This window comes from Vibrio sp. J2-3(2022) (assembly GCF_021725735.1).
Taxonomy (GTDB): domain Bacteria; phylum Pseudomonadota; class Gammaproteobacteria; order Enterobacterales; family Vibrionaceae; genus Vibrio; species Vibrio diabolicus.
The window spans coordinates 202,730-229,242 of the sequence record NZ_JAKKCK010000003.1 but is presented as its reverse complement, the minus strand read 5'-3'; the positions used below and the strand labels follow the sequence as shown (position 1 = coordinate 229,242).

The window sequence follows — 26,513 nt, the reverse complement described above, 5'->3', positions numbered from 1 at the left end:
GTATTTCGATTAGGCTACGAATAAGACCTAGACTATGTAAAACCAGACCAATCCGTTGACCTTACGGTGAGGAAACTGGCTAAGGAGAGCAATTATGACAGCAATGTTGTCAGGCGCAGAGATGGTGGTTCAATCTCTGATAGAAGAGCACGTAGAGCAGATCTTTGGCTACCCAGGTGGCTCCGTTTTGGATATCTACGATGCACTGCATGCCAAAACCGATCAAATCAAACACGTACTTGTAAGGCATGAGCAAGCCGCCACTCATATGGCAGATGGTTACGCTCGCGCTACCGGTAAACCGGGTGTCGTACTGGTATGTTCAGGTCCGGGCGCGACCAATACCATTACTGGTATTGCCACGGCTTATATGGACTCCATCCCAATGATCGTTATCTCGGGTAATGTACCTAATAGCCTAATTGGTAATGATGCTTTCCAAGAATGTGACATCGTTGGTGTCTCTCGCCCAGTGGTCAAACACAGCTTTTTAGTGAAAAAAGCGGAAGATATTCCTGAAACGATCAAGAAAGCGTTTTATATCGCGACCACAGGTCGACCTGGTCCAGTAGTGATTGACTTGCCAAAAGATGTAATGAATCCGCAAATCAAACTGCCTTACCAATACCCAGAAACGCTTTCAATGCGTTCTTACAAGCCGACGACGTCGGGTCATAAAGGCCAGATTAAAAAAGCCCTTAAATCGCTGTTAGAAGCGAAAAAACCAGTGCTTTATATCGGTGGTGGTGCGGTGATTTCTGGCGCTCATGAACATATTTTAGAGCTCTCCGACAAGCTGAATCTTCCAGTAGTCAGTACGTTGATGGGACTAGGCGCATTCCCTGGAACGCACAAAAACTCACTGGGCATGCTGGGTATGCACGGTACTTACGAAGCCAATATGGCGATGCATGAAGCGGATCTTATTTTTGGTATCGGTGTGCGTTTTGATGATCGCACGACGAACAACCTTGAAAAATACTGCCCAAACGCAAAAGTCATGCATATTGATATCGATCCATCATCGATCTCGAAAAACGTGAAGGTGGATTTACCTATCGTAGGCTCTGCGGAAAAAGTGCTTACAACCATGCTTGGCCTGCTGGCAGAGCAAGAAGGTGGGAATGATCAAGATGCCATCACCGCATGGTGGGATGACATTCAGGTGTGGCGTGACCGAAATTGTTTGGCTTATGAGAAGTCACCAGAGCGAATTAAACCACAGCAAGTGATTGAAACCTTACACAAGCTGACCAATGGTGATGCGTATGTTGCTTCTGATGTGGGTCAGCACCAGATGTTTGCAGCACTTTACTACCCATTTAACAAACCACGCCGTTGGATCAACTCGGGTGGATTGGGCACTATGGGATTTGGCCTTCCGGCTGGTATGGGTGTTAAGTTTGCTATGCCACAAGAAGAAGTCGTGGTTGTTACGGGCGATGGCAGTATTCAAATGAATATCCAAGAGCTTTCGACAGCCATGCAATACGACATTCCAGTGAAGATCATCAACTTGAACAACCGATTCTTAGGCATGGTAAAGCAGTGGCAAGACATTATTTATCAAGGTCGTCACTCTAATTCTTACATGAGTTCTGTTCCTGATTTTGCAGCGATTGCAGAAGCTTATGGTCACGTCGGTATTCGTATCGAAACGCCTGACCAGCTCGAAGAAGGGCTACAAAAAGCGTTGGATATGAAAGATCGTCTGGTGTTTGTGGACATCAACGTAGACGAAACCGAACACGTATACCCGATGCAAATCAAAGGTGAGGGTATGGATAAAATGTGGCTAAGCAAAACGGAGAGAACTTAATATGAGACACATTATTTCACTGCTATTGGAAAACCAACCGGGTGCGTTGTCTCGTGTTGTTGGTTTGTTCTCTCAACGTGGTTACAACATTGAATCTTTGACGGTATCACCGACAGATGATGAAACGCTGTCGCGAATGAACATTACCACGACGTCTGATGAGATGCAGTTGGAGCAAATTCAGAAGCAGTTACACAAATTGATCGATGTGCTGAAAGTACAAGAAGTCACCGAGTACGAGCACATCGAACGTGAACTGATGATGGTGAAAGTGAAAGCCAGCGGTTTTGCGCGAGCAGAAGTGAAACGGACGGCAGACATCTTCCGTGGCCAGATCGTGGATGTCACTGCTGCTCAATACACGGTACAACTTGCGGGCACGAGTGAAAAGTTGGATGCCTTCATTCAAGCGATATCTGAAGTAACTGAAGTCGTCGAAGTTGCTCGTAGTGGGGTAGTGGGCATTGCCCGAGGTGAGCGCGCACTCAAACCTTAGCCATCTAACTGCATATAGAAAAGCCACTTAATCTAAGTGGCTTTTTGTTTAGAAAATAACAATTAATGATATAATTGTCGTTTTAGTAAGCATTATAGGCAGTAGACGCGTGAAAATCCCCAAGCGAGTCGGCACATTGTTGGCGACAGCACTATTTTTTAGTGCGCTCACTGCAGTTTACTATTATCAGAAATATCTGACGTTATTAGAGAGTAACGTTGAGAATACCGCTCAAGAAGCATTACACCAACTGGCTTATACTGGTCGCGAATACAACAATATTCAGGATCAAATTGAGACGATCAGCGATCTTCTCGGTCACAGCCAAAGTCTTTACGACTATCTACGTCAGCCGAACCGGGTCAACCTTTCTATCTTAGAAGATATGTGGATCTCGGTTGCGATCAACCAAAAGCTATATAAACAAATTCGTTTTCTTGATGTTACCGGTCAGGAAAAAGCACGGATTAATTACGATTTCAAAACGGGTATCGCTGCACCCGCCCTCAAATTACATGACAAGTCAGAGCGGGATTATTTTCATTACGCGCAAGGTTTAGGTAATGATGAAATTGCGTCGTGGGGGATTGAGCTGGAGCGGGAAAATGGTGAGCTTGTTTACCCTTATAGCCCTTCATTGCGTATTCTGATGCCGATTTCTCTCAATGGGAAACGCGAAGGGTATCTTGTTCTTAATGTTGATATTGAGTATTTATCTTCTCGACTCAACTACTCACCGGTGCGGGATTTTCATATTGAGTTAATTAAAAGTGATGGCTTTTATATCGCGAGTCCTAAGTCATCACGCTTGTACGGCAACATTATTCCAGCTCGTTCTCAATTTAATTTTGGCCGGATGTACCCCAACATTTGGCGCACGATGATCTCAGAAGTTTCGGGCTATGAGTACAACGGCTCGAATTTGATAGCGTATAGCACGATCCAATTTGTTTCTAGTGAACCACTTCATCTAGTGATTGATCTCACGAATGAGCAATTACTATCTCGATCTCAGCGAGATATTGATGACTTAATCCAAGAAGCGTTTTTTGTATTAAGTTTGGTGTTTGGTTTTACTTTACCAACGACCGCGTTGGCCCTGCACTATCGACGTCATAGTATGGAATCGAAGTTAGCTCGGGCTGCACTTGATGGCATGACTGCGGTGATGATCTCAGATGCGTCGCATCGAATCATTATGGTGAACCAAGAGTTTGAAAACATGATGGGCTATTCAACCAAGCATACTAAAGGCTGGAATGCGCATAATCTAATTTTCTTACCGGAAGATCTCGAGTCGACCCTCAATATTTGGAATAAGCTTGCGAACGAGCACGTTTGGGAAGGTGAGGTTCGTTGTCGAACCAAGTTTAATCACGTATTTACCGCCATTATGCGCATTCAGGCAAACTTAACCAAGTCAGGTAAAGTAAGCTATTACATCACGTCGCTGGTGGATATTTCCGAGCAAAAAGAGCTGGAAGAAAAGCTACGCAACCTCAGTGAAAAAGACGGTTTGACGGGCTTGTGGAACCGTCGAAAATTTGAAGAGCAATTAGCGCAATATGCCGGGATTATTGAGCGTTATCCTGACAGTCCCCCTGCATGTTTGGCGTTGTTTGATATTGACCACTTTAAGCGCATTAACGATGAACTTGGGCACGATGAAGGGGACAAAGTGATTTGCAGTGTCGCTGAGACTCTTCTTAAAGAGGTGCGCAGTACTGACTTTGTGTCTCGTGTCGGTGGTGAGGAGTTTGCGGTGATCATGCCGCACACCACGCTCGAAGAAGCAGAAGTTGTATTGAACCGGTTACGTGTGGCGGTTCAACTGCGCAGTGATAGAGCTATTACCGTTAGCGCCGGGTATAGTGATTTAACCTCCGATCGCACGCGCACTTATAAATGTGCTGATATTGCCTTGTATGAATCCAAAAGTGCAGGGCGTAACTGCGTATCACTATGTCATAGTTTCGATGATATTGCTTAGCTCTTTTTCAAAAACAAAAAATCGGGGATAGACCCCGATTTTTATGCTTATTTTAGCCTCAGCGTTATTCGCTAGCCAGTATGCGATATTGGTTGTCGATGGCCGCTTCGATACACTGCATTGACTGTCTCAAATAACGCTCTAGATAACCTAAAGCATCCTGGCTCTTTTTATCTAACGACGTCTTCATCAGCATTTCTTGCTCATCGATATTACAGTGCCCTGGGTTTCCAGTACCTAACATTTGCATAGCAAAATATTGGTAACGCTTAATTTGCGTGAGTAGATCGCGGAAAAAACCAAACATATTGGCAGAGCCAGCGCCTTCAAACAGCGCAGTAAGAAACTGATTATGGCGTTCTTCCCATTCCTTCCAGCAAAAGCTTTCGCCAGATTTAGAGCGGGATAACTTGTGATAAGCGGTTAGGACGTCCAGTTCCCAATTTTCATCGCCAATCACAATTGCTTTATTTAGTAGGCATGCAGAGACCATTTGTAGGCTCTCGTACAAGTCATTCAACTCATCTTTACATACAGGTGCAACCCAGCAGCCTTTTTGCGGCTCAAGTTTGACGTATTTGCTCCACGATAACAGCACCAAAGCTTCGCGAATGGGTGACGCTCCTACGTTGTACTTCTCTTTGAGTTCCGCAACCACGAGTTTTTGACCCGGTTTAAGCACGCCATCGAGAATATCCTGACGGATCATTTTTGATACTTTGTCGGTAAGAGTGGGACTGGACACATACACCTCATAGAAATTTTAATCGTGACGACAAAATTAAACAGTACGCAATTCTGCGTATGGTGAATGATACAGTTAGGCTATTATTAGAGCAAGAAAGCCATATAAAAAAAGAGGGCATAAGCCCTCTTTATCAATCAACTGAAGTATGAGAAGTTCAGTCTTATAGTACGTGTACAGAAGCTGTGTTCGTAGTACCTGAAGCGACTAGAGCACCAGAAACCATCACTACGATGTCGCCTTTGTTACCTAGACCAGATTCTAGAGCAAGCTCTTTACCTGCTACGTAGAATGCGTCGGTGCTTTCGATAGAATCAACAACAACTGGCGTCACACCTTTAGTTAGAACAAGTTGTGCTGCTGTTTTCTTGTTTGTTGTTAGTGCTAGGATGTTTGCAGTTGGGAAGTACTTACGTACTGAACGTGCAGATTTACCACCTTCAGTTGCAACAACGATAAGTGGAGCAGCTAGTTTTTCAGCTGTGTCTACCGCGCCTTTACATACTGCTTCAGTGATGCGAAGACGTGGGCTGTCTAGACGAGAACCTAGCTCAGCTTTTAGCGCTGAATCAGTACGGTTCGCGATTTGAGCCATGATAGTTACCGCTTCAACTGGGTACTTACCTTTCGCTGTTTCACCAGAAAGCATTACTGCGTCAGTACCGTCCATTACTGCGTTAGCAACGTCGCCTGCTTCCGCACGAGTAGGACGTGGGTTGTTGATCATAGAATCAAGCATTTGAGTTGCAGTGATAACCATCTTACGTGCACGGTTACACTTCTCGATCATCATTTTCTGAGCGAAGATTACTTCTTCAGCTGGGATTTCAACACCTAGGTCACCACGAGCAACCATGATGCCGTCAGAAAGCTCTAGGATCTCGTCGAAGTTATCAACACCTTCTTGGTTTTCGATCTTAGAGATGATGTGGATGTTCTCGCCGCCGTTTGCTGCTAGAACTTCACGGATTTCTTGAACGTCAGAAGCTTTACGGATGAAAGAAGCTGCTACGAAGTCAACGCCTTGCTCACAACCGAACTTAAGGTCGTTCTTATCTTTTTCAGATAGAGCAGGTAGGTTTACAGAAACGCCAGGAAGGTTCACACCTTTGTTCTCGCCTAGTGCACCGTTGTTAAGTACTTTACATTTAACTTCTGTTTCAGTCTTAGAGATAACTTCCATCTCGATTAGACCGTCGTCGACTAGGATAGTGTTACCTACGTTTAGGTCTGCTGCGAAACCTGCGTAAGTTACTGCAACTTTATCTTTGTTACCTACAACTGAAGTGTCAGTTGTGAAAGTGAATTCTTGACCAGCTACTAGATCAACGTCGTTACCGCCTTCTAGCTTAATAGTGCGGATTTCTGGACCTTTAGTATCTAGAAGAATTGCTAGTGGTTTGCCAGTAGCTTCCATTACTTTACGGAAGTTCGCGATACGAGTGCCGTGTTCTTCGTAGTCACCGTGAGAGAAGTTAAGACGCATTACGTTCATGCCTGCGTTCACTAGCTCAGTTAGCTTCTCTACAGATTCAGTTTTAGGGCCAATCGTACATACGATTTTGGTCTTTTTCATGGAAGATACTCTCCGGTAAGTATAGTTACAATTTGAAAGTCGGTTGTTTACTCTGAAGTTAGGGCGTTATTGATGACATTTAGTGCCTGTCACCCACCGATTTTTCGCCTCATTATCAGTACTTCAGATTCTGAAAGTCTTTCACCAAGTTTAGTCATTTTATGACTAAAAGATCGGCGATTTTGGTTACCTTTTTGTGACTAATCCCACTTTATATGCAGAAAGTTGCAAAAAAATAGCCTTCAATTCTGTAATTTTTTTTCTTTTCGGTGGCGAATTCTACCACTGAATGAATCCAATATCACTGTTTAAGAATTGTCTTAGGACAAGGTTTTATCGAGAAATATTAATTTTTTGGATCGAAATAAATGGACTTGAAAGTTTCGGTTTGACTATAATAAGTTTCACATCGAAACTTAAATTCAAAACGTAAATGTCGAAACGAAACACTCAACTAAGAAGACACGCCATTTCTAACTTGGTTTCTGAGCTAGGAGAAGTCAGCGTTGACGAACTCGCTCAGAAATTCGAAACCTCAGAGGTCACGATTAGAAAGGATTTAGCTTCTTTAGAGAAAAATGGCCAACTTCTACGCCGCTACGGCGGTGCGATTGCTATCCCAACCGAAGTCATTCACGAAGAATTGAGCGCTAATGTTTCGACTCGAAAGCTAAACTTGGCAAAAGCAGCGGCATCACTGATTCGAGACCATAATCGCATCGTGATCGACAGTGGCAGTACGACGGCTGCGTTGATTCAACAGTTGAATGACAAACGTGGCTTAGTTGTCATGACCAACTCGTTGCATGTTGCTAACGCTCTTAATGAATTAGAGAGCGAACCAACACTGCTGATGACTGGCGGGACTTGGGATACGCACTCAGAATCTTTTCAAGGCAAAGTAGCCGAATCTGTGTTGCGAGCTTACGACTTTGACCAGCTATTTATCGGTGCGGATGGCATCGATCTCGAACGCGGCACCACAACATTTAATGAATTGGTTGGTTTGAGTAAGGTAATGGCGGAAGTGTCGCGCGAAGTGATCGTCATGATCGAATCGGAAAAAATCGGTCGTAAGATCCCGAATTTAGAGCTCGCTTGGCATCAAATTGATGTGCTAGTGACGGATGCTGATATTCAGCAAGAACACAAAATACAGATTGAACAACATGGCGTGAAAGTCATTTGCGCCTAGTCTAATAATGTAATCAGTTTCATATTTCACTTCCCTCTGAATACAGGCCTTTGCTTGCTGCCTCTATCTGAAACATGGCTAGGGAAGAACAAAACTACAAACGGAGATAAACACATGTGTGGAATCGTAGGTGCAGTAGCACAACGAGATGTTGCAGAAATTTTAGTTGAAGGCTTACGCCGCTTAGAGTATCGCGGTTACGACTCAGCTGGCGTTGCTGTTGTTGATGGCGAGTCAAACCTAACGCGCGTTCGTCGCTTGGGTAAAGTGCAAGAACTGGCTGATGCAGTAGAAGAAGCAAAAGTGATCGGCGGAACGGGTATTGCGCACACTCGTTGGGCGACGCACGGTGAACCATCTGAAGTTAATGCACACCCACATATGTCTGGCGATATTGCTGTTGTACATAACGGTATTATCGAAAACCACGAAGAGCTTCGTGAATTGCTTCAATCTCGTGGTTACGTGTTTGAATCTCAAACGGATACAGAAGTTATCGCACACATGGTTGAGTGGGAACTTCGCACTTCAGAAACGCTATTAGAAGCAGTACAAAAAACAGCGAAACAACTTGAAGGCGCCTACGGCACGGTAGCGTTGGATCGCAAAGATCCTTCACGCATCGTAGTTGCACGTTCAGGCAGCCCGATCGTAATTGGTTTTGGTGTGGGTGAAAACTTCCTGGCTTCTGACCAACTTGCGCTACTGAATGTAACGCGCCGTTTCATGTACCTAGAAGAAGGTGATGTGGCAGAAATCACTCGCCGTGAAGTTACTGTCTTTGACGCAACGGGCGAGCTGGTTGAGCGTGAAATCGTAGAATCTAACGCAGAACATGATGCTGGCGATAAAGGCCAATACCGCCACTTCATGCAAAAAGAAATCTATGAGCAACCTAAAGCGTTGATCAACACAATGGAAGGCCGTATCACGGCAGACTCCGTTGTAACTGATGCGATCGGTGTGCATGCGGCAGACATTCTAAGTAAAGTAGAGCACGTACAAATCGTTGCGTGTGGTACGTCTTACAACGCAGGTATGACAGCGCGTTACTGGTTTGAAGACATTGCTGGCGTGAGCTGTGATGTAGAAATTGCGTCTGAATTCCGTTACCGCAAGTTTGTGACTCGTCCAAACAGCCTATTGATCACGTTGTCTCAGTCTGGTGAAACCGCCGATACGCTAGCAGCACTTCGTCTTGCGAAAGAAAAAGGTTACATGGCGGCGATGACCATTTGTAACGTAGCAGGTTCTTCTTTGGTTCGTGAATCAGATTTTGCGTTCATGACTCGCGCTGGTGTTGAAATCGGTGTCGCTTCAACCAAAGCGTTCACGACTCAGCTTTCTGCACTATTGATGCTGGTTACGGCGTTAGGTAAAGAGCAAGGCCGCGTCAGCAAAGAGAAAGAAAAAGAGATTGTTGAAGCGCTACACGCACTTCCTAAGCAAATCAACGCGGCACTTTCTTTCGAGAAAGACATTGAAGCACTAGCGACGGATTTCGCAGACAAGCACCACACACTGTTCCTAGGTCGTGGTGAATTCTATCCAATCGCGATGGAAGCGTCTCTAAAATTGAAAGAGATCTCTTACATCCACGCAGAAGCTTACGCGGCGGGTGAACTGAAACATGGTCCTCTAGCGCTGATTGATGCTGACATGCCTGTTGTTGTGGTTGCACCAAGTAACGACCTACTTGAAAAGCTAAAATCAAACGTTGAAGAAGTACGTGCACGTGGCGGCCTTCTATACGTATTCGCAGATGCAGACGCAGGCTTCGAAGGCGATGAGACAATGAAGATCATCACGATGCCTCACGTTAGTGAAATCACGGCGGCGATCTACTACACCATCCCAATGCAGTTGCTGTCTTACTACGTAGCACTGATCAAAGGTACGGACGTAGACCAACCACGTAACCTAGCGAAAGCGGTAACGGTTGAGTAATTACGCTTAACAGCAAAAATCCCAAGCGGCACATGCGAGAGTATGTGCCGCTTTTTTTGTCTTATTCTAAGCGTAATGGAACGCTCAAGAGCCTTCGCCAGTAGGTTGCTTTCATGACAAAAATGTCATGTTGTTGAAAGGGTGGTGTCAGAGGCGGTGTTCAATAATGACCTCATTGAAAACAAGCACTCAAAGGTTAACAACATGAACGCAATCAAAACTGCTCTTTTTGTAACGGTAATGGCAATCACTAGCGCATCTGCATTCGCTCAACCACTTTTCACTGGTGGCAACTACGTGAGCCGCGAAGAGATGAAAACCATCTCAGTTACGCCGACAGCAACGTCAGATGAGGCTTATCAACAGGCACTGTCTGAACTCAATTCACTTAAAACCATGACGGCTCGTGAACTGAATAAAGAGCTCAATATCCTGACGTTTAATGTGAAGTCTCGCAGTACGCATTTAAAAGATGGTGGCTTCGTGACCGTGCAAGAACGCATGAATGAAGATGGTCAGTTGGAATATTTGGGCAAAGTGAATGTCAAAGTGCATTATGCCGAACGCGATAACAATCGATAATGGTTTGCCAATGGGGAAGAGTATGGTGTGGTTCACATCATGCTCTTTTTCGAGCTTTATACTGGGTTCTCATCCTCCCGCTAACACACTAGGTAAGTAAAGTTGAAAATATTGATCGTCGAAGATGAGCACAAAGCCGGAGAATATCTGCAAAAAGGTTTGATTGAATCTGGGTATGTGGTGGATTTAGTGCATGATGGGGTCGATGGGCTTTATCACGCTACCAGTGAAGAATATGACTTAATCCTCCTCGACATTATGTTGCCTAAACTCGATGGTTGGCAGGTGCTTAATACATTGCGCAGTAGTGGGATTCACACCCCAGTGATCATGCTGACAGCGAAGGAGCAAGTGGAAGATCGCGTGCGCGGTTTTGAGCTGGGTGCCAATGACTATGTCGTAAAACCTTACGCGTTTGCGGAGCTACTGGCGCGTGTTCAAAACGTATTTCGTCATCATATTGCCGCGCAAGTGGTCGCATCGCCGCAAACATTACGTGTGGCAGATTTAGAACTTGATATGATCAAACGCGTTGCCACGCGCGCGGAGCAGTCGATATCGCTTACCGCCAAAGAATATGCCCTGCTTGAGTTGTTGATGCGCAAAACTGGCCAAGTGCTTTCACGTACCACTATTGCGTCGTTAGTGTGGGATATGAATTTTGACAGCGATACCAATGTGATTGATGTGGCGGTCAAACGTCTGCGTAGCAAAGTGGACAAACCGTTCGATAAACCACTGATTCACACTGTCAGAGGGATGGGCTACAAACTCGAAGAGAGTCGTGATGCCTAAGTTTTCGCTGCCTTTTTCCATGAAAAACAAGCTCGTGCTGATGTTTGTTAGCATGACGTTTGTTACCTATTTTTCTTTGGCTTTCATCCTACAGTACGCCATTGAGCGCCACTTTTATTCGCAAGATTTCAGCTATATTTCCAGTAAGTTCAATGCCATTGAGAACGAGTTAAAACGCTCGCCAGAGGATGTGTTCAAGCAAGCGAATAACAGTACGCTCTATATGTGGGTGTTTGAAGGCAAGCAGAACGTGTATCAGAATTCGAGCCTGACGATTCCTCAGAACCGAGCCTACAGCATTAGCTCACCTCAGGTCTTAAATCACGAGCGCGCCATCGAATGGAGTGAGGACTCGCTGAATATCCGCGCGTTTGCGTTTCAAGCTGGGGAGTATCAGGTGGTGCTCGGCATGAGTATCAACCACCATATTTTGTTTTTGGATAAACTCGACTGGATTTTGTTTTGGGCGCTCGGTTTGGCGTTTGTGATTTCTTCAGCGTTGAGCGGTTGGATGGTAAAACGTGGGTTGAAGCCGATGGTGGGATTGAATCAGCACATTCAACAGATATCACCAGAGCAAATGGGCATTCGTCTCGACCCCGATTCGTTGCCAATAGAACTGCGCGAGTTAGCCAACAAACACAACGCGATGCTCGATAGGTTGCAAACTGGTTTTCGCCGCTTGAGCGAGTTTTCTTCTGATATAGCACATGAGTTAAAAACGCCACTCACCAACATTACTACACAAAATCAGGTCATTTTAGGTGCGTGTCGAACGTCTGAAGAGTATCAGGATGCGATTGCCTCAACGTTGGAAGAACTCAACCGCATCACGAAAACCATCAACGATTTGCTCTACATTGCCAAGGCTGAAAACAAGCTCATTCATCGCCATGATGAAGTGTTTGCGGTGCAGGAGGAAATTGACCGTTTGGTCGCGTATTTTGAAATATTGGCCGAAGATGCCGAGGTGCGAATCGTGAGCTCAGGCGACGGTCAGCTCTATATGGACAAAAACATGTTTGAGCGTGCAGTGGGCAATTTGCTCTCCAACGCGATTCGTCATGCGTATGCTGATTCAACCATTGTGATTGACGTTCAAGCGGTTGATGAACAGGTTACGATATCGGTCAGCAACCAAGGTGACACCATTGCCGAGCAAAACTTACCGTACCTTTTCGACCGGTTTTATCGCGCAGATAAATCTCGCCAACATGTAGGTAGCGTAGGTGCAGGGCTAGGTTTGTCGATTACCCAATCTATCGTGCAAGCGTATGAAGGACAGATAAAAGTAACATCAGATAAAGACAAGACGCGGTTTGTTATGATGTTGCCATCGGCAGGTGTCAATGGAAGTGATAAGTCAGTTGAAGCATAAAAGGCAAACCTTGGCTTGCCTTTTGAGAGTCAAACTCGTTTGAAGTTATTTGGGTTATTGGCCCAGTTGATGAGCGGTTAGAATAGCAGAGTAGACATTTTCTGCCGTCACTGGGAATGGCATATTGTGGATGGTTTCTCCCTCGGCCGTTGAGGCTTCGGCGACCTCGCGCAACTTAGCGTGGTTAAGCTCTTTAACGCCCATATCAAATAAGTTGGTTGGTAGACCTACAGAGCGGCAGAATGCAAGAACCGTATTAATCTCTTCCATCGCTGCGTTTTCTAGTACCAGCTGAACTAGTGTGCCGAACGCGACTTTCTCACCATGATAGAGATGATGACACTCTTCAAGCTTAGTTAGGCCGTTATGAATAGCGTGAGCACCCGCTAGACCACTGCTTTCAAAACCGATACCGCTTAGGTATGTATTGGCTTCAATAATATTTTCTACCGCTTTGGTGCTCACACCATTTTCTACCGCAGCTTTTGCTTTTACACCATCTTCAAGCAAGGTTTCATAACAGAGCTTCGCAAGAGCTTGCGCTGAACGTGTCGCTAAACCACCAGCCATTGTTGCCTTACCAGAGGTCATGTTGGCTCTGGCTTCAAAGTAGGTGGAAAGCGCATCACCCATCCCCGATACCAGTAGGCGAACTGGGGCTTTTGCGATGACTGATGTATCCATGATGACCATGTCTGGGTTTTTAGGGATCATCAAGTATTCCGCAAACTCACCTTCAGGTGTGTATATCACCGCAAGAGCAGAGGTTGGCGCATCAGTCGAGGCAATCGTAGGAACCACCACGACAGGAATTTTGGTGTAAAACGCAACGGCCTTTGCTGTATCTAACGTTTTACCGCCGCCAATACCGACAATGACATCGTGTTTTTGAGTCGCACAAATGTCCGTGATGCGTTCAATCTCAACGCGCGAACATTCGCCACCAAAAATGTTCATAGTGAGTGGAAGCTTTTCGTCAGCAAAGCTTTGTTTGACGTCATCACCAACCAGGTTAGTCACGAACTCATCAGCAATGACTAACGGACGTTCACCCAATGTTTTCACATAGTGAGCGATAGATGTAAGTACTTGTTCACCTTGGACGTATTTGCTTGGGCTGATAATAATTTTGTCCATAATTCAAACCTTTAACCTTTTTTATGTGTGTTTTGGACTGCAATGAAAATCCATTGTAGCGATAAGGTTTATATTAGGTTTGGTGAGGTAAGTGGTGAAGGATCTCTCTGGTTTTGTTCCATGCTTTTATGACCTCGGTGTCAAACCGACTGTCAGAAGTAATAAGCATTAGTATGCTTTATGGCGCCGATCACTATTCAAGCAAATTCGTCGTTTTTCGTTTCATATTGAAACAAAAATACCGAGGTCGTTGTTTCAATATGAAACGTATTGATTTTTGTTGAGCACGTTTTTTCTCTGTTTAAGATGAATTCATACCCTACATAAAAATATAAATGGAATGAGATAGAACGATGAAAAAGTTAATTAACCAAGTCGATGATGTTGTATTGCAGCAAATGGAAGGCCTGGCATTGTCCCGCCCTGAGCTCAAAGCTAACTACGAACCTCGTTACATGTGGCATGAGGAAACGCCGGGGCAAGTGGCATTGGTTTCTGGTGGTGGCTGTGGTCATGAACCTTTGCACGCAGGTTTTATTGGTAAAGGCATGCTGACAGGCGCCTGCCCTGGTGAGGTATTTACTTCACCTACGCCTGATCAAATGTACGAATGTGGCAACCAAGTGAATACTGGTGAGGGCGTGCTGTTTATCATTAAAAACTACACCGGCGACGTGTTGAACTTTGAAACGGCCGTGGAGCTCCTTCATACCGATGGCATCAAAGTTGGGTCGGTGTTGGTGGATGACGATGTAGCCGTAAAAGACAGCCTGTATACCGCTGGTCGCCGCGGTGTTGCTGGAACGGTATTAGTTGAGAAGTTAGTTGGTGCTGCCGCGAGCAAAGGTTATTCGTTGGAGCAATGTGAAGCACTGGCTCGTCGCGTTAATAATCACTGTCGTTCATTTGGCGTGGCGCTTAATGCTTGTGTTGTACCAGCGGCGGGTAAACCATCTTTTGTTCTGGAAGATGATGAAGTTGAGTTTGGTGTTGGTATCCATGGCGAACCAGGTATCAAGCGAGTGAAATACACCGATGTCGATACGTTAGTGGATGAAATGTTTGCTGAAGTTGCTGAAAACACACCTTATCAGCGCACATTGCGTATTTGGAATCGTGACGAAGGTGAATGGGATGAAGTGGAATCCAGCATTGAGCCTTTCGCCGCTGAACACGACTACATCGTGATGGTGAATGGTATGGGTGGTACGCCAACTTCAGAGCTTTACGGGGTGTACCGCCGTCTTACTCATAACTGCGAGCAAGCAGGGTTCCGTATCGTGCGTAATATGGTTGGTAACTTCTGTACGTCACTCGATATGGAAGGCGTTTCGATTACGTTGCTGAAGGCAGACAAAGAGATGTTGGAGCTGTTTGATGCTCCTGTCGATACGGCCGCGATCAAGTGGTAACAGGGGAGAGTAAACATGCAAATTGAAAAACAACATATCGTTCACTGGTTAGAGCTATGTGCAAAAACGTATCAAGAGAATCAAGATTTTCTGACCGACCTTGATCGTGATATTGGTGACGCAGACCATGGTCTCAATATGAACCGAGGCTTTAAAAAAGTTGCTGAAAAACTGCCGCAATTTGCGGACCAAAATATCGGCAGCATTCTCAAGAATACGGGCATGACCTTGCTTTCTAGTGTCGGTGGGGCAAGTGGCCCGCTGTATGGCACGCTGTTTATTCGCACGGCTGCCGCTGTCGGAACTCGAGAGCAATTAACGTTTGAAGAGTTAGTGGATGCACTAAAAAGCGGTGTGGATGGCGTGGTGTCTCGTGGTAAAGCGGAACTGGGTGATAAAACCATGTGTGATGTTTGGTTACCCGTTTTAGTTAGCGTGAAGGCATCGTTAGAAAATGGTATGAGCGCTGACCATTTATTGAATGAAATGGTTGAGCTAGCAGAAACGAATGCGGTTGCCACGATTGAAATGTTGGCGAAAAAAGGGCGAGCAAGTTATTTAGGTGAACGCAGTATTGGTCATCAAGACCCTGGCGCAACCTCTTCTTTGTTAATGATTAAAGCGCTACAGCAGGCAATAGCAGGTAATTAAGATGGTGGGAATTGTTGTTGTATCTCATAGTCGTCGCCTTGCTGAAGGGGTGGCCGAACTTGCCACCCAAATGACGCAAGGCAAAGCCAAGCTTGCGATTGCCGCGGGGATTGATGATCCAGAGAACCCGATCGGAACCGATGCCATAGCCGTGATGGAAGCGATTGAGCAGGTACAAGATCAACAAGGGGTTGTTGTATTGATGGATCTTGGCAGCGCGTTGCTTAGCACGGAAATGGCTCTGGATCTGATTGATGATCATGTGAGGGAAAATGTCACCCTTATCTCGGCCCCCATTGTTGAAGGGACCATGGCGGCGTCGGTGGCTGCTGCCGCCGGACTACCTTTATCGACGGTAGTCGAAGAGGCACAGAATGCGTTAAGCGTAAAACGAGAGCACCTTGGCGATCAGCCACTAACATCCGCTGAGATAGCGCCAGTATCAAAAAGTGTTGAGCAAGAACAAACATTTGATTGGGTAGTGCAAAATCCGCATGGATTACATGCTCGTCCCGCTGCGGCCATTGTTGGTGCACTCGCGCCTTTTGACTGCCAATTATGGTTGAAAAAAGGTGAGCGCCGTGTGAACGCGAAGAGCTTAAACAGCATTGCGAAACTTGGCGTTCGTAGCCAAGAGACGATCACGCTGTGCGCACTCGGACCTCAATCTAGTGAAGCAATTCAGGCATTTGAAGCCTTAGCTCATGAGCACTTCGGAGAAAAAGAGGCGGTTGAGCAAGGCATTATCGAGCCTGAAGAGAGCACGGATACTCTGCTCGATGATATGGCCTCAAGTCAGATTGAAGGTGCTGTTGTTGGTATTCGAGTCAATGACGGTATCGCAACTGCTCCAGCTGTCCTTTTTACCCATGAAATTCCAGCTGTGCCTGAACGTGATTTCCAAAGTGAACAAGATGAAATTGAACGGGTTAAGCATGCGATAGGCGTGGTTGTTCAACATTTGCAGGAGCAAGCGAAGCAGCCGAAAGGGGAAATATTTTCTGCTCATAGCATGATGCTCAGTGACCCAGAGTTATGGGCATCGGTTGAGGCGCGAATTCAAACGGGCATGATAGCCGAGCAAGCTTGGATAGAATCACTGCAAACGTTGGCCGAAGAGTTTCGCCAGGCAGAAAGTCAGTACATGCGGGAGCGCGAAGCAGATGTGCATGATATCGCACGCCAAGTTATGGTCGAAATGACAGGTGTAACGCCTAATGCCATCGACATTCAGGAACCGAGTATTTTGTTGGCCCGCGACCTGATGCCTTCTGATGTGGCCGGGCTTAATAAATCGAAAGTGCTTGGTATCTGTTTGAGTGAAGGAGGGAAAACCTCTCACAGTGCGATTCTTGCTCGTGCGATGGGGATTCCTGCCATCGTTAAAGCTCAGGGCTGTCTTGATGCTGTGCGTGCTGGGCAAGTGGTGACTATTGATGGCTTTCGAGGGCATTTATGGTTCTCTCCTTCAGATGCCATACAACAGGAATTAGAAGCGCAACAAATTGAGTGGCAAAGCACCCGACAAAGTGCGCTAGCGAGTGCTCAGCAAGCCGCAGTCACCTGTGATGGTGTCCATATTCCAGTATTCGCCAATATTGGTGGACCGAAAGATATTGATGATGCACTAACATCAGGAGCTGAGGGCGTTGGTCTATTCCGGACTGAGTTTCTATTTCAAAACAGTGATGAGTTGCCGACTGAGGAAGCGCAATACCAAGTGTATCGTGATATTGCCGCCGCACTTGGTGATAAGCCACTTACGATTCGTAGTCTAGATGTTGGCGGTGATAAGCCTTTAGTCGCTTACCCTATGCCAGCGGAAGATAATCCATTTTTAGGTCTGAGAGGGGTGCGGTTGTGCCTTCAACATGAGTCATTGTTTACCGCCCAACTTCGAGCCATTCTGAGAGCCTTTCACGAGCAACCGAATATTCAATTGATGATACCGATGGTGGCTCAGGTTGAAGAAGTGAGAAAAGTAAAAGCGCTGTTGGCGCATCAAGCAAACCAACTCGGCTTGGATGCGACTCATTTGCCTGTCGGTATTATGATTGAGGTACCCGCCGCGGTGTTGAATGCTGATGCGTTAGCACAAGAAGTCGACTTTTTCTCTATTGGCACCAATGATTTGACTCAATATGTTATGGCTGCCGATCGAGGCAACGCCGCCGTTGCTGAATTAGTGAACTACTTTGAACCATCGGTACTAAAAGCCATTGAACTCACTTGTGCAGCAGGCGAGCGCGCGGGCATACCGGTCAGTATGTGCGGTGAGATGGCAGGCGATCCAAATGCCACAGAAACATTACTTCGTGTTGGGTTACGAAAATTCAGCGCCAGTTCGAGTCTGCTACCGGGACTAAAAGCGCAGATTCGTCAGTTGTCTGTCGATGTTTAATCGATACCTTTATCGTTAGTACATGTGTACCGGCGTGCTTACGCCGGTTTTACTTTTCTAGGAACGCCATTTCTTGGCTTAATACAGCTTCATTTGCTCCTGCAGCCCAAACTTATTAATTTTTCTCCATAAGGTCGTGCGGCCAATTTGCAATGCTTTCGCCATATCATGCATTTTGCCATCACACTGATTCCAAGCCTGAACGATAGCTCTTCTCTCGGCTTCTTCTAGCGTGATTACTGGCGTATTTTCTGCGGTATGGCGGGAATTCAGTTTAATGTCTTCTGGAATATCGTTCAGCTTGATTAAGTTCGAACTGCGGTTCAGCAAAATTCGCTCAGTTCGGTTTCTTAATTCAGAGTTGTTGCCTGACCAACGAAAATTCATCAACGCTTCCAGTGCGACTGGCTCTATCGAGATCGTCACATTGTGGCGGCGTTCATAATGGCTGATAAGCTGCTGGACGAGAAATTCAATGTCTTCTTTACGCTTTCGTAGTGGCGGAATATGCAGCTCGTTCGAGGAGATTTCATAATAAAGTTGCCGACCAAATGAGCGCTGAGTGACATACTCGCTGATCTCTGAAGCGGTGCTCGTAATAAGTTGAAAGTCTACGGGGATCAATCGCAAACTGTCGCTGCGGCTGACGAGCCCAGTTTTTAACAACTTAAGTAACACGGCTTGTAAATCGGGCGATAGATATTCCACCTTCTCTAAAAAGAGCGTACCGCCATGGGCGAGTTCAAACTTAGAAGGCATGCCTTGTCCTTCGTCGTAGCCTAGGGTTTCTTTGACCAGTTGCTCTGTATTGATAGAGCGACAGTTGAGCGTAATGAATGGCCCTTCTTTGTAGGTGCTTTCGTTATGAATCGCCATGGCGAGAGTGGCTTTTCCTACACCTTCTTCACCTGTAATTAGAATCGGTGATTTGGACTTTATGGCCCGTTTTGCCACGGTAATGACATGCTTCATTTTTCGTGAAATAACAGGCAAAGTACTGAACGTATAGCGCGCACTGCCACCTATTTGTTGTTGAGCAAGTTCGCGAATTTTATCGATAGGGTGCAAAAACAATAAGTGCGTTCCGTCGTTGAGTGGACGCAAGGTAATGATCGCTTCAACAAACTCGCCACGAACCTCTACCGTTGTGAGTTTTCGATTGATGCTTGCACCCGACTCAATACTATTGAGGACATTTGGCGGGAAGCGTAAAACAGAAAAGACTTCTTTATCCAAGACCTGACTGGCTTCAATGTTTAACAAGCGCTCTGATTGATGATTTACCATGGTGATACGGCTTTCTTCATCCCAGGCCAGAAGGCCGTCATCCATGCACTCTAACGTTGCGTTGTGCGCACAAGTGAGGCGGTTCATATTTTCTTGTTCCGACTGAATATGGATTTGCAAACTGACTTCTTTCGCGCTCGACGCGATGATGACTAAGTCTTCTTTCTTATAGCTTTCCGCTTTTTTGAAAAGGCATGTTGTACCGCGTAATTTGCCAAATTGGTCGAAAACAGGCGCCGCTACAGAGGCATAAGAGTGTAAGTGGCGATTGAAATGTTCTGCTGCGAACACTTCACACGGGATGTGAGTGTTGATACAGAGATTGACTGCATTTGTGCCAATTTTCCCTTCAGACAGAAAGCAGCCTTGTTTAATACCGAGTGCTTGCATCTCTTGTCGCATAGAGTCGTGCCCGACGGTGGAGAGAATACAGCCGTTGCCATCAGTCACCATCAATAGCAGGTCTTCGTCTCCTAGCATGTCGTAAGTGTCTTCAAGTACGGTAGTGGCGCATTCGATGAGGTGCTCGTTGCGTTTCATCAGAGATGAGAAGGTAAATCCAGAGGCAATATGTGGCTTTGACCAGGTGTAAGGACTGCATTGCTTTATGCAACGCTCCCACGACTCAAGTACGGGAGTGCGGGAAAATTCTGGAGATACCCAATGGTGTTTCTGGAAAAACGCCCATTTGGTTTTAGTGTCTTCGATTGAAAGCATGCCATACCGTTTCAATGCCAGCGATAGATTGGTCTGATATTACAGAGACATACGAATATGGACTGTGATGGCTTTCACGCACGTCATACAGAAAGGATACGTAAAGAAAAGAGGCTAGTAGATAAGGCGTTCCTTGCCGGAGGTTGGGTTAAAAAGGGCTGTCTTTGCCCAGTTCGTTACAGATCTCGACAATGGCGAGCGAGAGACCTGATTTTATTATTTGTTGCTGGCGTTGAAGTTGGAGTTGATAAAACTCAAGGTCGATGTCGTCATCAGGTTCGTTGACTTCTAATTGCACCATGCCCATTTTCTTTACCAGATGCAGCTTTTTGATTGGCTCTAGAATATTTGGATCAGTGAACTCGTAGTCGGATGCATCGCTATTGAGTCGGTTTTTAAGCTTAATGATGTCTTCAATATCATGATAAATATCGTCTGGGAGTACGCCTAAGCCAAATAGGAGTTTCAAACGAACGGAGAGATCGCCCAGCGGTCCGGAGTCTTGCAGTAGGGGACCAACAACCGATTGCACGGCGAAGTTATCTTTACGAAAGATCCTTTGTATTAGCCCGTCGATGGAATCGTTGAACACATCGACTGCTGCAATAAAAAAGCCTCGTACCGATGGCGCGCTGTTTAATCGTTCAATGATCTCGGTTTCGTTGATGTTATCTGCCATATACTGAGTAACTGTTTAAAATTATATTTATGGGGAGCAGAGCTCCCCTTGATTCGATTAAAGCTGGTGGTAAATCGCTTCTATTTGAGCCACTTCAACACTGTCTTCAGCCAGACCGGTGTATTTCGCTAGCGTTTTTGTTACGCCAACCTCTTTTAATGAGGTCTGTAGCTCAACCGCTTGCGGATCGGTGTCGTTGGTGTATTTCAACGCCGCCGCGATCCCTTTCAAAAGTGTTTGATTTTCAGTGCCATACTCGATTGTACCGAGTAATGGCTTCACTAATCTATCATTTGCACCCAATTTACGAATTGGTTGTCGTCCAACGCGATCCACTTCATCCACTAAATATGGGTTGGCGAAGCGACCTAAAATCTTTTCGATGTAGGCATTGTGCATGTCGCGGTCGAAGCCGTAACGTTTGATCAGCACTTCACCACTTTCGTGCATTGCTTGTTTTACTTCGGCATGAATGCTTGGGTCTTCAATTGCTTCACGAATGGTACGGTGCCCTTTCAAACAACCTAAATAAGCGGTAATGCAGTGACCTGTGTTTAGGGTGAACAGCTTACGTTCGACAAAGGCCATTAGGTTGTTGGTTCTTTCCATGCCAGCTATGTCAGGGATATCGCCCTTAAACTGTTGCTCATCCACAATCCATTCACTAAAGCTTTCTACCGTGACTTCTAGTGGATCATCGTTGGCGGCTTCTGCTGGTGGCACGATGCGGTCTACCGCTGAATCAACAAAGCCAACCAACTCGTCTGCCTTTGTGTGCAGTGATTCATCCAAGTGCTTGTACACCTCACCTTTTAGGTGTGTGGTACCACGCACCATATTTTCACAGGCGATGATGTTAAGTGGCGCGTCATTGCCAGCTTCAAAACGTTTGGCGATGCCTTTCGCGATGGTTTTCGCGATGATATCTAATACGTTTGGACCAACCGCAGTGGTAACTAAATCGGTTTTGACGATGCGATCAATCACGTCATCACTGGCTGAGTTTACCGCTGTGACGTGGGTAACAGTGTCGATTTGGCACTCGGTGCCCACGACTTTCACTTTGTATTCTTGTTTGTGGCTGAGCTGGTCTACCAACGGCGCATCAACGTCAGCGAAAGTGACCTCGACTTCTGCGTCTGCTAAGAGTTTACCGATGAAACCACGACCGATGTTACCTGCACCAAAATGAACTGCGTTTTTCATAATTCTTACCTACCAATATCTGAAAATGTTGACTTACGAAACTAGGGTGAGGCCAACCGCATAGGGGGTGACAGCTGACCTCATTTGCCTCAGGAGCAAATTAAAGGAGTAATTAAGCCGCTTGTTGACCGCCAAGGATGTTCAGAATCTCTTCCACATCGTTGGTGCTGGTTAGCTTCTCAATTGCTTCCGGCTCATCGAGCGCGTTCGTAATGGTGGTGATCACCTGGATGTGCTCATCGTTCTTAGCGGCAATGCCGATAACCAGTTTCGCGACATCGTCGTCATCTTCAGTAAATTGGATACCCGATGGGTATTGGCAGATTACAATGCCTGTTTTCTTCACGCGGTCTTTCGCTTCTACGGTGCCATGAGGAACCGCGATAGACTCGCCAAGGTAAGTTGGAACCAACGCTTCACGCTCAAACATCGCGTCTACGTATTCTGGTTCTGCGTAGCCAAGTTCAACCAATTTGTTGCCTGCAAAGCGAATGGCTTCTTCTTTGTTGGCTGCTTTCAAACCTAGGTGAATGTTTTCACGCTGGATTTGGAACACCGACGTTTGCTGTGGCTCGAAGTTGTCGTCGTTTGCTGCCACGAGCGACACTTTTACCATTTGGTCGTCATTGGCTGCGGATTGGTTTTGTGCTGCCAGTAACTTGGTGACTAGCTGGTTATACATTTCGCTGTCTAGGAAGTTCGTCAATGAAATGTGGTGTGCGTTTGGAGCATGTTTACGTGCACGATCCGTTAAGTCTTTATGAGTAATCACGATATCTGCACTCTCTGGTAAGCTGTTAATGGCAAGGTTGGTTACGTGGATGTTCAGACCTGCGTCTTGAACCTTTTTGCGTAGCATGCTCGCGCCCATTGCGCTAGAGCCCATGCCCGCATCACAAGCGACAATAATGCTTTGTACTGTCGCTAGGTCTACGTCACCTTTGCTTTGGCTGTTTACCACCGCATCGTTTTTAGATGCAGATTTCATGTCTTTCATTTGTGATGTTGCTTTTTCTAGTGCTGCTTCATCACCGTCTTCTTCTGTTGACGTTTGTGTCTTCATTAGCAGTGCTGCTACGGCGAATGACACACCTGTTGCTGCTGCGATAGACGCTAGTACACCAACGATTGAACCTTTCTGAGTCATCAACAAGATTGCGAAGATTGAGCCTGGTGATGCTGGAGAAACGATACCTGCGTTAAACATAGTTAGAACGAATACGCCCGTCATACCACCTGCGATAGCCGCAAGGATTAGGCGAGGGTTCATTAGGATGTAAGGGAAGTAAATCTCGTGGATACCGCCGAAGAAGTGGATGATGGATGCACCACCTGCCGTTTGACGAGCCGTACCTTTACCAAACACCATGTAAGCCAGCAGAATACCTAGACCAGGACCTGGGTTCGCTTCGATCAAGAAGAAGATCGATTGACCAGTTTCAGACGCTTGCTGAATACCCAGTGGAGAGAAGATGCCGTGGTTGATCGCGTTATTTAGGAACAGGATCTTCGCTGGCTCAACAAAAATAGAAGTCAGTGGCAGAAGGTGCGCTGAAACAAGGAAGTTTACGCCTGCTGCCAATGCGCCTGAAAGCACTTTGACAAATGGACCGATAAGGAAGAAAGCCAAAATGGCGCACAGCATACCAATGATGCCCGCAGAGAAGTTGTTCACCAACATCTCGAAGCCGCTTTTTACTTTACCGTCGATGTAGTTATCGAATTTTTTGATAGCCCAGCCGCCCATTGGGCCGACCATCATTGCACCCATAAACATTGGGATGTCGGTACCGACAATCACGCCCATAGTTGTGATTGCACCAACGACCGCGCCGCGATCGCCGCCCACTAATTTACCACCGGTGTAACCGATCAGTAGTGGCAGCAAGTAAGTGATCATAGGACCAACCATGGAAGCTAACGTCTCATTTGGTAGCCATCCGGTTGGGATAAATAGAGCAGTGATAAAGCCCCACGCGATAAACGCGCCGATGTTAGGCATTACCATGTTTGACAGAAAACGACCAAAATTTTGTATCTTGATCTTGGCATCTGGTGATATCATAACAATTCCCCGTTCGATGTTCTGATGAATATGTTGTCGTAAACGGTTCGCCAAAACCGCTTGTTTGATTGCTTAGTACCCAATCAATTTACCACACATTTTCCAATTGGAACTGACGACGGGTTTTTCGTGATCAACCCCCGCATTTCTTCGGATGAAAAGCATTTTTTAAGTGATGATGATCAATTAATTGATATGTAACTTAATAACAAAAAATGACTTTCAAATCTGTCAATAAAAATATTAGTGATCAATTCGATCTTCTGACAAATATAAAATAAAAATTCATTGTGATTAAGATCACCTTTAATTTCTTTTTCAATTCAAATTAAATACTCGAAATGATCAATGTCACATTTTGTTTGAAGTCAGGTTTGATTGAAAATGTGATCTATGACTATTTTGAAGTTTTGTGAAAGTTTATAACGTGAACGTTTGTGCGATGTTGGCGTTTTGTGGATTAAAGCTTGAGATGACTGGCCTTTTTGCGATGAGTTTAACTAAACACTTTGTTTTTAATGTCTTATGGGTAAATAACGCATCACGCTGCTCGCGTTGTGTTGTTTAGAGCGATTTTGAACAGCGCGATACCTCCTACGTTTGTAGACGACGGTTAATTATTCAGAGCTAAATACTCGCGCGCGTTTTCACTGCCCATGTAACGTGCAAGCGTTTTCTCAGGCACATCGCGTAAATCCACCATAATCAATCCATCCAGTGCGTTGTTAAACGCCGGATCGACGTTAAAACACACCAACTTACCATTCAAACTCAAATATTGGCGCAGTAATACCGGGACGCCTTTGCCTTCGTCAATTCGAGCGATCACGCGAGATAGCAACTGTAAATCTCCCAATGCGGTTAGCATGCTGGTATTCCAGTTTAAGTTGGTTTCTGGCAGTGGGTTTGACGGAGTGACGTATTCGGCGCAGTCGTTGTCGTAGTGGTGTAGGGTCATCGATTGTGCCAATAATTGACGCGCGGTATGGCTGTAATCGTTGCTGATGCTCACTGGGCCAAATAAGTGCGTGTATTCGGGATGTTGATGAACAAAAGTCGCTATGCCTTTCCAGAGTAAGAGTAGGGCACTCATGCTTTTTTGATATTGCTCGGCAATCACAGAACGCCCCATCTCAATCGACTTACCCATTTGATCGAGAAAGCGTTGGTCATAGTTGAACAAGGTGCGCGAATACAATCCTTCTACGCCATATTTCGCCAATAATTGATCAACTAATCCAAGACGGTAAGCTCCTACCATGCATTGGTTCTCACGATCCCACACAAACAGGTGCAGGTAATCATGATCGAAGTGATCGATGTCTATCGCTTGTCCGGTCCCTTCGCCAACTTGACGGAAGTTATGTTCTCGCAAGCGGCCAATTTCATGCAGGAGAGATGGGATCTGCTGTGCGCTGGCGCAGTACACGTCGAACTCGCCATTTTGAAGCAATTGGGTTTCTGCCGGTAAGCTGTGCAGCTCTTCAAGTAATTGGCCTATGGGTAACCCTGCCGCAATAGGTAAGAGATCATTGTCTGAGACCGTTTGCTGAGTGGCACTTACATCGCGGTTAAGCAGGTAGGTGTTAAGCCTCAGATAATTGACGATCTGATCATCATTGAGGTTATTGAGTTCTTTAAACTTGATTGCTTGCCCAAAGGACAACTCAATGGTTTTTGCGCTCTTGTTGAGCAGCTCTCTTCCCAACATCAAGGTGCGTAAAAGAGGGTGGATTTTACCTGCCATGTAGAAGCGTTTTGAGTTCTGCCCACGAATGAAGACGGGAACAGTGGCGGCTTTGTTCTTACGAATTAACGCACTGACACTGCGGCTCCATTCTTTGTCTTCTAAACGCTGTTGTTTGGCATCCACCAACTGCGACACTTCACCCGCAGGGAAAACCAATAACAAGCCGCCATTCGCAAGGTGTTTGTTGGCTGCTCTGAGGGCCTTCATATTCGATTTGACGGCGTCTTTGCCTTCGAATACGTCGACACCAATAAAAAGTTGGTCGAGCTCTGGTACGGTTTTTAGGTACTGATTCGCTAAAATTTGGATATCGTCTCGTATCATCAATAGTAGCTCGGCGAGAATCACGCCTTCAACACAACCGAGAGGGTGATTCGCCACAATGACGGTTGCGCCTTGCTTTGGCACTGCGTCGAGCGAACCATGGGCAATGCGATAGTCGATCCCCAAAATATCCAGCGTAAATCGCAAGAAAGTTTTGGTATCCGCATTCACGGGGCGTTGGGCGTAGAATTTATCGAGCTGACTTAAACCTGTTGCCCATTCTGCAACGTTTTCACCAATGCCAAACGGCGTTTTACGAGGGAGACGAAAAGGGGTCGAACTATCCATATTTACCTCAGCGTACAAGTGGCTGATCGGATAGTAGAAATTACAGATGACAGTTCAGAGGCAAATCCATGAG

General features: G+C 45.9%; 19 protein-coding genes. 11 read left to right on the top strand and 8 right to left on the bottom strand.

Going from position 1 to position 26,513, the window contains the following annotated elements:
* The first annotated feature begins 94 nt into the window (after positions 1 to 94).
* From L3V27_RS13435 to L3V27_RS13425, 3 genes are all read left to right on the top strand, one after another.
* The gene (locus tag L3V27_RS13435; RefSeq protein ID WP_053809447.1) at positions 95 to 1,819 is read left to right on the top strand and encodes an acetolactate synthase 3 large subunit; all 1,725 of its coding nucleotides are present in this window, start codon (positions 95 to 97) and stop codon (positions 1,817 to 1,819) included.
* 1 nt (position 1,820) lies between these two features.
* Positions 1,821 to 2,315 carry an acetolactate synthase small subunit gene (ilvN, locus tag L3V27_RS13430; RefSeq protein WP_005392253.1) on the top strand — a complete coding sequence of 165 codons (495 nt, stop codon included), beginning with the start codon at positions 1,821 to 1,823 and terminating at the stop codon, positions 2,313 to 2,315.
* A gap of 109 nt (positions 2,316 to 2,424) precedes the next feature.
* The gene (locus L3V27_RS13425) at positions 2,425 to 4,305 is read left to right on the top strand and encodes a diguanylate cyclase (RefSeq protein WP_237312041.1); all 1,881 of its coding nucleotides are present in this window, start codon (positions 2,425 to 2,427) and stop codon (positions 4,303 to 4,305) included.
* Between the two features lie 64 nt (positions 4,306 to 4,369).
* Here the strand turns inward: L3V27_RS13425 and L3V27_RS13420 are convergent, their stop codons facing one another.
* The gene (locus L3V27_RS13420; protein ID WP_082240136.1) at positions 4,370 to 5,056 is read right to left on the bottom strand and encodes a GntR family transcriptional regulator; all 687 of its coding nucleotides are present in this window, start codon (positions 5,054 to 5,056) and stop codon (positions 4,370 to 4,372) included.
* A gap of 157 nt (positions 5,057 to 5,213) precedes the next feature.
* Positions 5,214 to 6,626, bottom strand: a complete 1,413-nt coding sequence (gene pykF, locus L3V27_RS13415; RefSeq protein ID WP_005392243.1) for a pyruvate kinase PykF — start codon at positions 6,624 to 6,626, stop codon at positions 5,214 to 5,216.
* A 433-nt stretch (positions 6,627 to 7,059) separates the two neighbouring features.
* Here pykF and L3V27_RS13410 point away from each other — a divergent pair, with 433 nt between their 5' ends.
* The 5 genes from L3V27_RS13410 to L3V27_RS13390 all read left to right on the top strand — a co-directional run bounded on the left by L3V27_RS13410 (position 7,060) and on the right by L3V27_RS13390 (position 12,523).
* The gene (locus L3V27_RS13410; protein ID WP_005392240.1) at positions 7,060 to 7,821 is read left to right on the top strand and encodes a DeoR family transcriptional regulator; all 762 of its coding nucleotides are present in this window, start codon (positions 7,060 to 7,062) and stop codon (positions 7,819 to 7,821) included.
* Between the two features lie 114 nt (positions 7,822 to 7,935).
* Positions 7,936 to 9,768, top strand: coding sequence for a glutamine--fructose-6-phosphate transaminase (isomerizing) (gene glmS, locus L3V27_RS13405; protein ID WP_005392238.1), 1,833 nt, complete (start codon positions 7,936 to 7,938; stop codon positions 9,766 to 9,768).
* Positions 9,769 to 9,972: 204 nt separating this feature from the next.
* Positions 9,973 to 10,350 (top strand): DUF3316 domain-containing protein, encoded by a 378-nt coding sequence (locus tag L3V27_RS13400; RefSeq protein WP_031815906.1) that lies wholly within the window; start codon positions 9,973 to 9,975, stop codon positions 10,348 to 10,350.
* A gap of 102 nt (positions 10,351 to 10,452) precedes the next feature.
* Positions 10,453 to 11,145, top strand: a complete 693-nt coding sequence (locus L3V27_RS13395) for a heavy metal response regulator transcription factor (protein ID WP_193272109.1) — start codon at positions 10,453 to 10,455, stop codon at positions 11,143 to 11,145.
* Positions 11,138 to 12,523: a heavy metal sensor histidine kinase gene (locus L3V27_RS13390; RefSeq protein WP_237312039.1), complete on the top strand. Its 1,386-nt coding sequence runs from the start codon at positions 11,138 to 11,140 to the stop codon at positions 12,521 to 12,523. Before L3V27_RS13395 ends, L3V27_RS13390 begins: the two co-directional genes overlap by 8 nt.
* A gap of 54 nt (positions 12,524 to 12,577) precedes the next feature.
* Here L3V27_RS13390 and L3V27_RS13385 read toward each other — a convergent pair whose 3' ends face one another.
* Positions 12,578 to 13,660, bottom strand: coding sequence for a glycerol dehydrogenase (locus L3V27_RS13385; protein ID WP_005379703.1), 1,083 nt, complete (start codon positions 13,658 to 13,660; stop codon positions 12,578 to 12,580).
* A 353-nt stretch (positions 13,661 to 14,013) separates the two neighbouring features.
* Between L3V27_RS13385 and dhaK the strand changes: the two genes are divergently transcribed.
* Genes dhaK through ptsP form a run of 3 tightly spaced genes read left to right on the top strand, consistent with a single transcriptional unit; the run spans position 14,014 to position 18,124 of the window.
* Positions 14,014 to 15,072, top strand: coding sequence for a dihydroxyacetone kinase subunit DhaK (gene dhaK / locus L3V27_RS13380; RefSeq protein WP_237312037.1), 1,059 nt, complete (start codon positions 14,014 to 14,016; stop codon positions 15,070 to 15,072).
* A gap of 15 nt (positions 15,073 to 15,087) precedes the next feature.
* Entirely contained in the window at positions 15,088 to 15,723 is a 636-nt protein-coding gene (gene dhaL / locus L3V27_RS13375; protein ID WP_005379705.1) for a dihydroxyacetone kinase subunit DhaL, read from the top strand.
* 1 nt (position 15,724) lies between these two features.
* Positions 15,725 to 18,124: a phosphoenolpyruvate--protein phosphotransferase gene (ptsP, locus tag L3V27_RS13370; RefSeq protein WP_237312035.1), complete on the top strand. Its 2,400-nt coding sequence runs from the start codon at positions 15,725 to 15,727 to the stop codon at positions 18,122 to 18,124.
* Between the two features lie 78 nt (positions 18,125 to 18,202).
* Here the strand turns inward: ptsP and dhaR are convergent, their stop codons facing one another.
* The 5 genes from dhaR to L3V27_RS13345 all read right to left on the bottom strand — a co-directional run bounded on the left by dhaR (position 18,203) and on the right by L3V27_RS13345 (position 26,440).
* A complete protein-coding gene (dhaR, locus tag L3V27_RS13365) occupies positions 18,203 to 20,128 on the bottom strand; it encodes a dihydroxyacetone kinase operon transcriptional regulator DhaR (protein WP_237312033.1) in 1,926 nt (641 codons plus the stop codon).
* Between the two features lie 148 nt (positions 20,129 to 20,276).
* Entirely contained in the window at positions 20,277 to 20,807 is a 531-nt protein-coding gene (locus L3V27_RS13360) for an MltR family transcriptional regulator (protein ID WP_012841150.1), read from the bottom strand.
* Between the two features lie 57 nt (positions 20,808 to 20,864).
* A complete protein-coding gene (locus L3V27_RS13355) occupies positions 20,865 to 22,013 on the bottom strand; it encodes a mannitol-1-phosphate 5-dehydrogenase (protein ID WP_199803708.1) in 1,149 nt (382 codons plus the stop codon).
* A gap of 112 nt (positions 22,014 to 22,125) precedes the next feature.
* Positions 22,126 to 24,078, bottom strand: coding sequence for a PTS mannitol transporter subunit IICBA (locus tag L3V27_RS13350; RefSeq protein ID WP_199803709.1), 1,953 nt, complete (start codon positions 24,076 to 24,078; stop codon positions 22,126 to 22,128).
* Between the two features lie 613 nt (positions 24,079 to 24,691).
* On the bottom strand, positions 24,692 to 26,440 hold the full coding sequence (locus tag L3V27_RS13345; RefSeq protein WP_164666508.1) for a GNAT family N-acyltransferase: 1,749 nt from the start codon (positions 26,438 to 26,440) through the stop codon (positions 24,692 to 24,694).
* Positions 26,441 to 26,513: the final 73 nt, after the last annotated feature.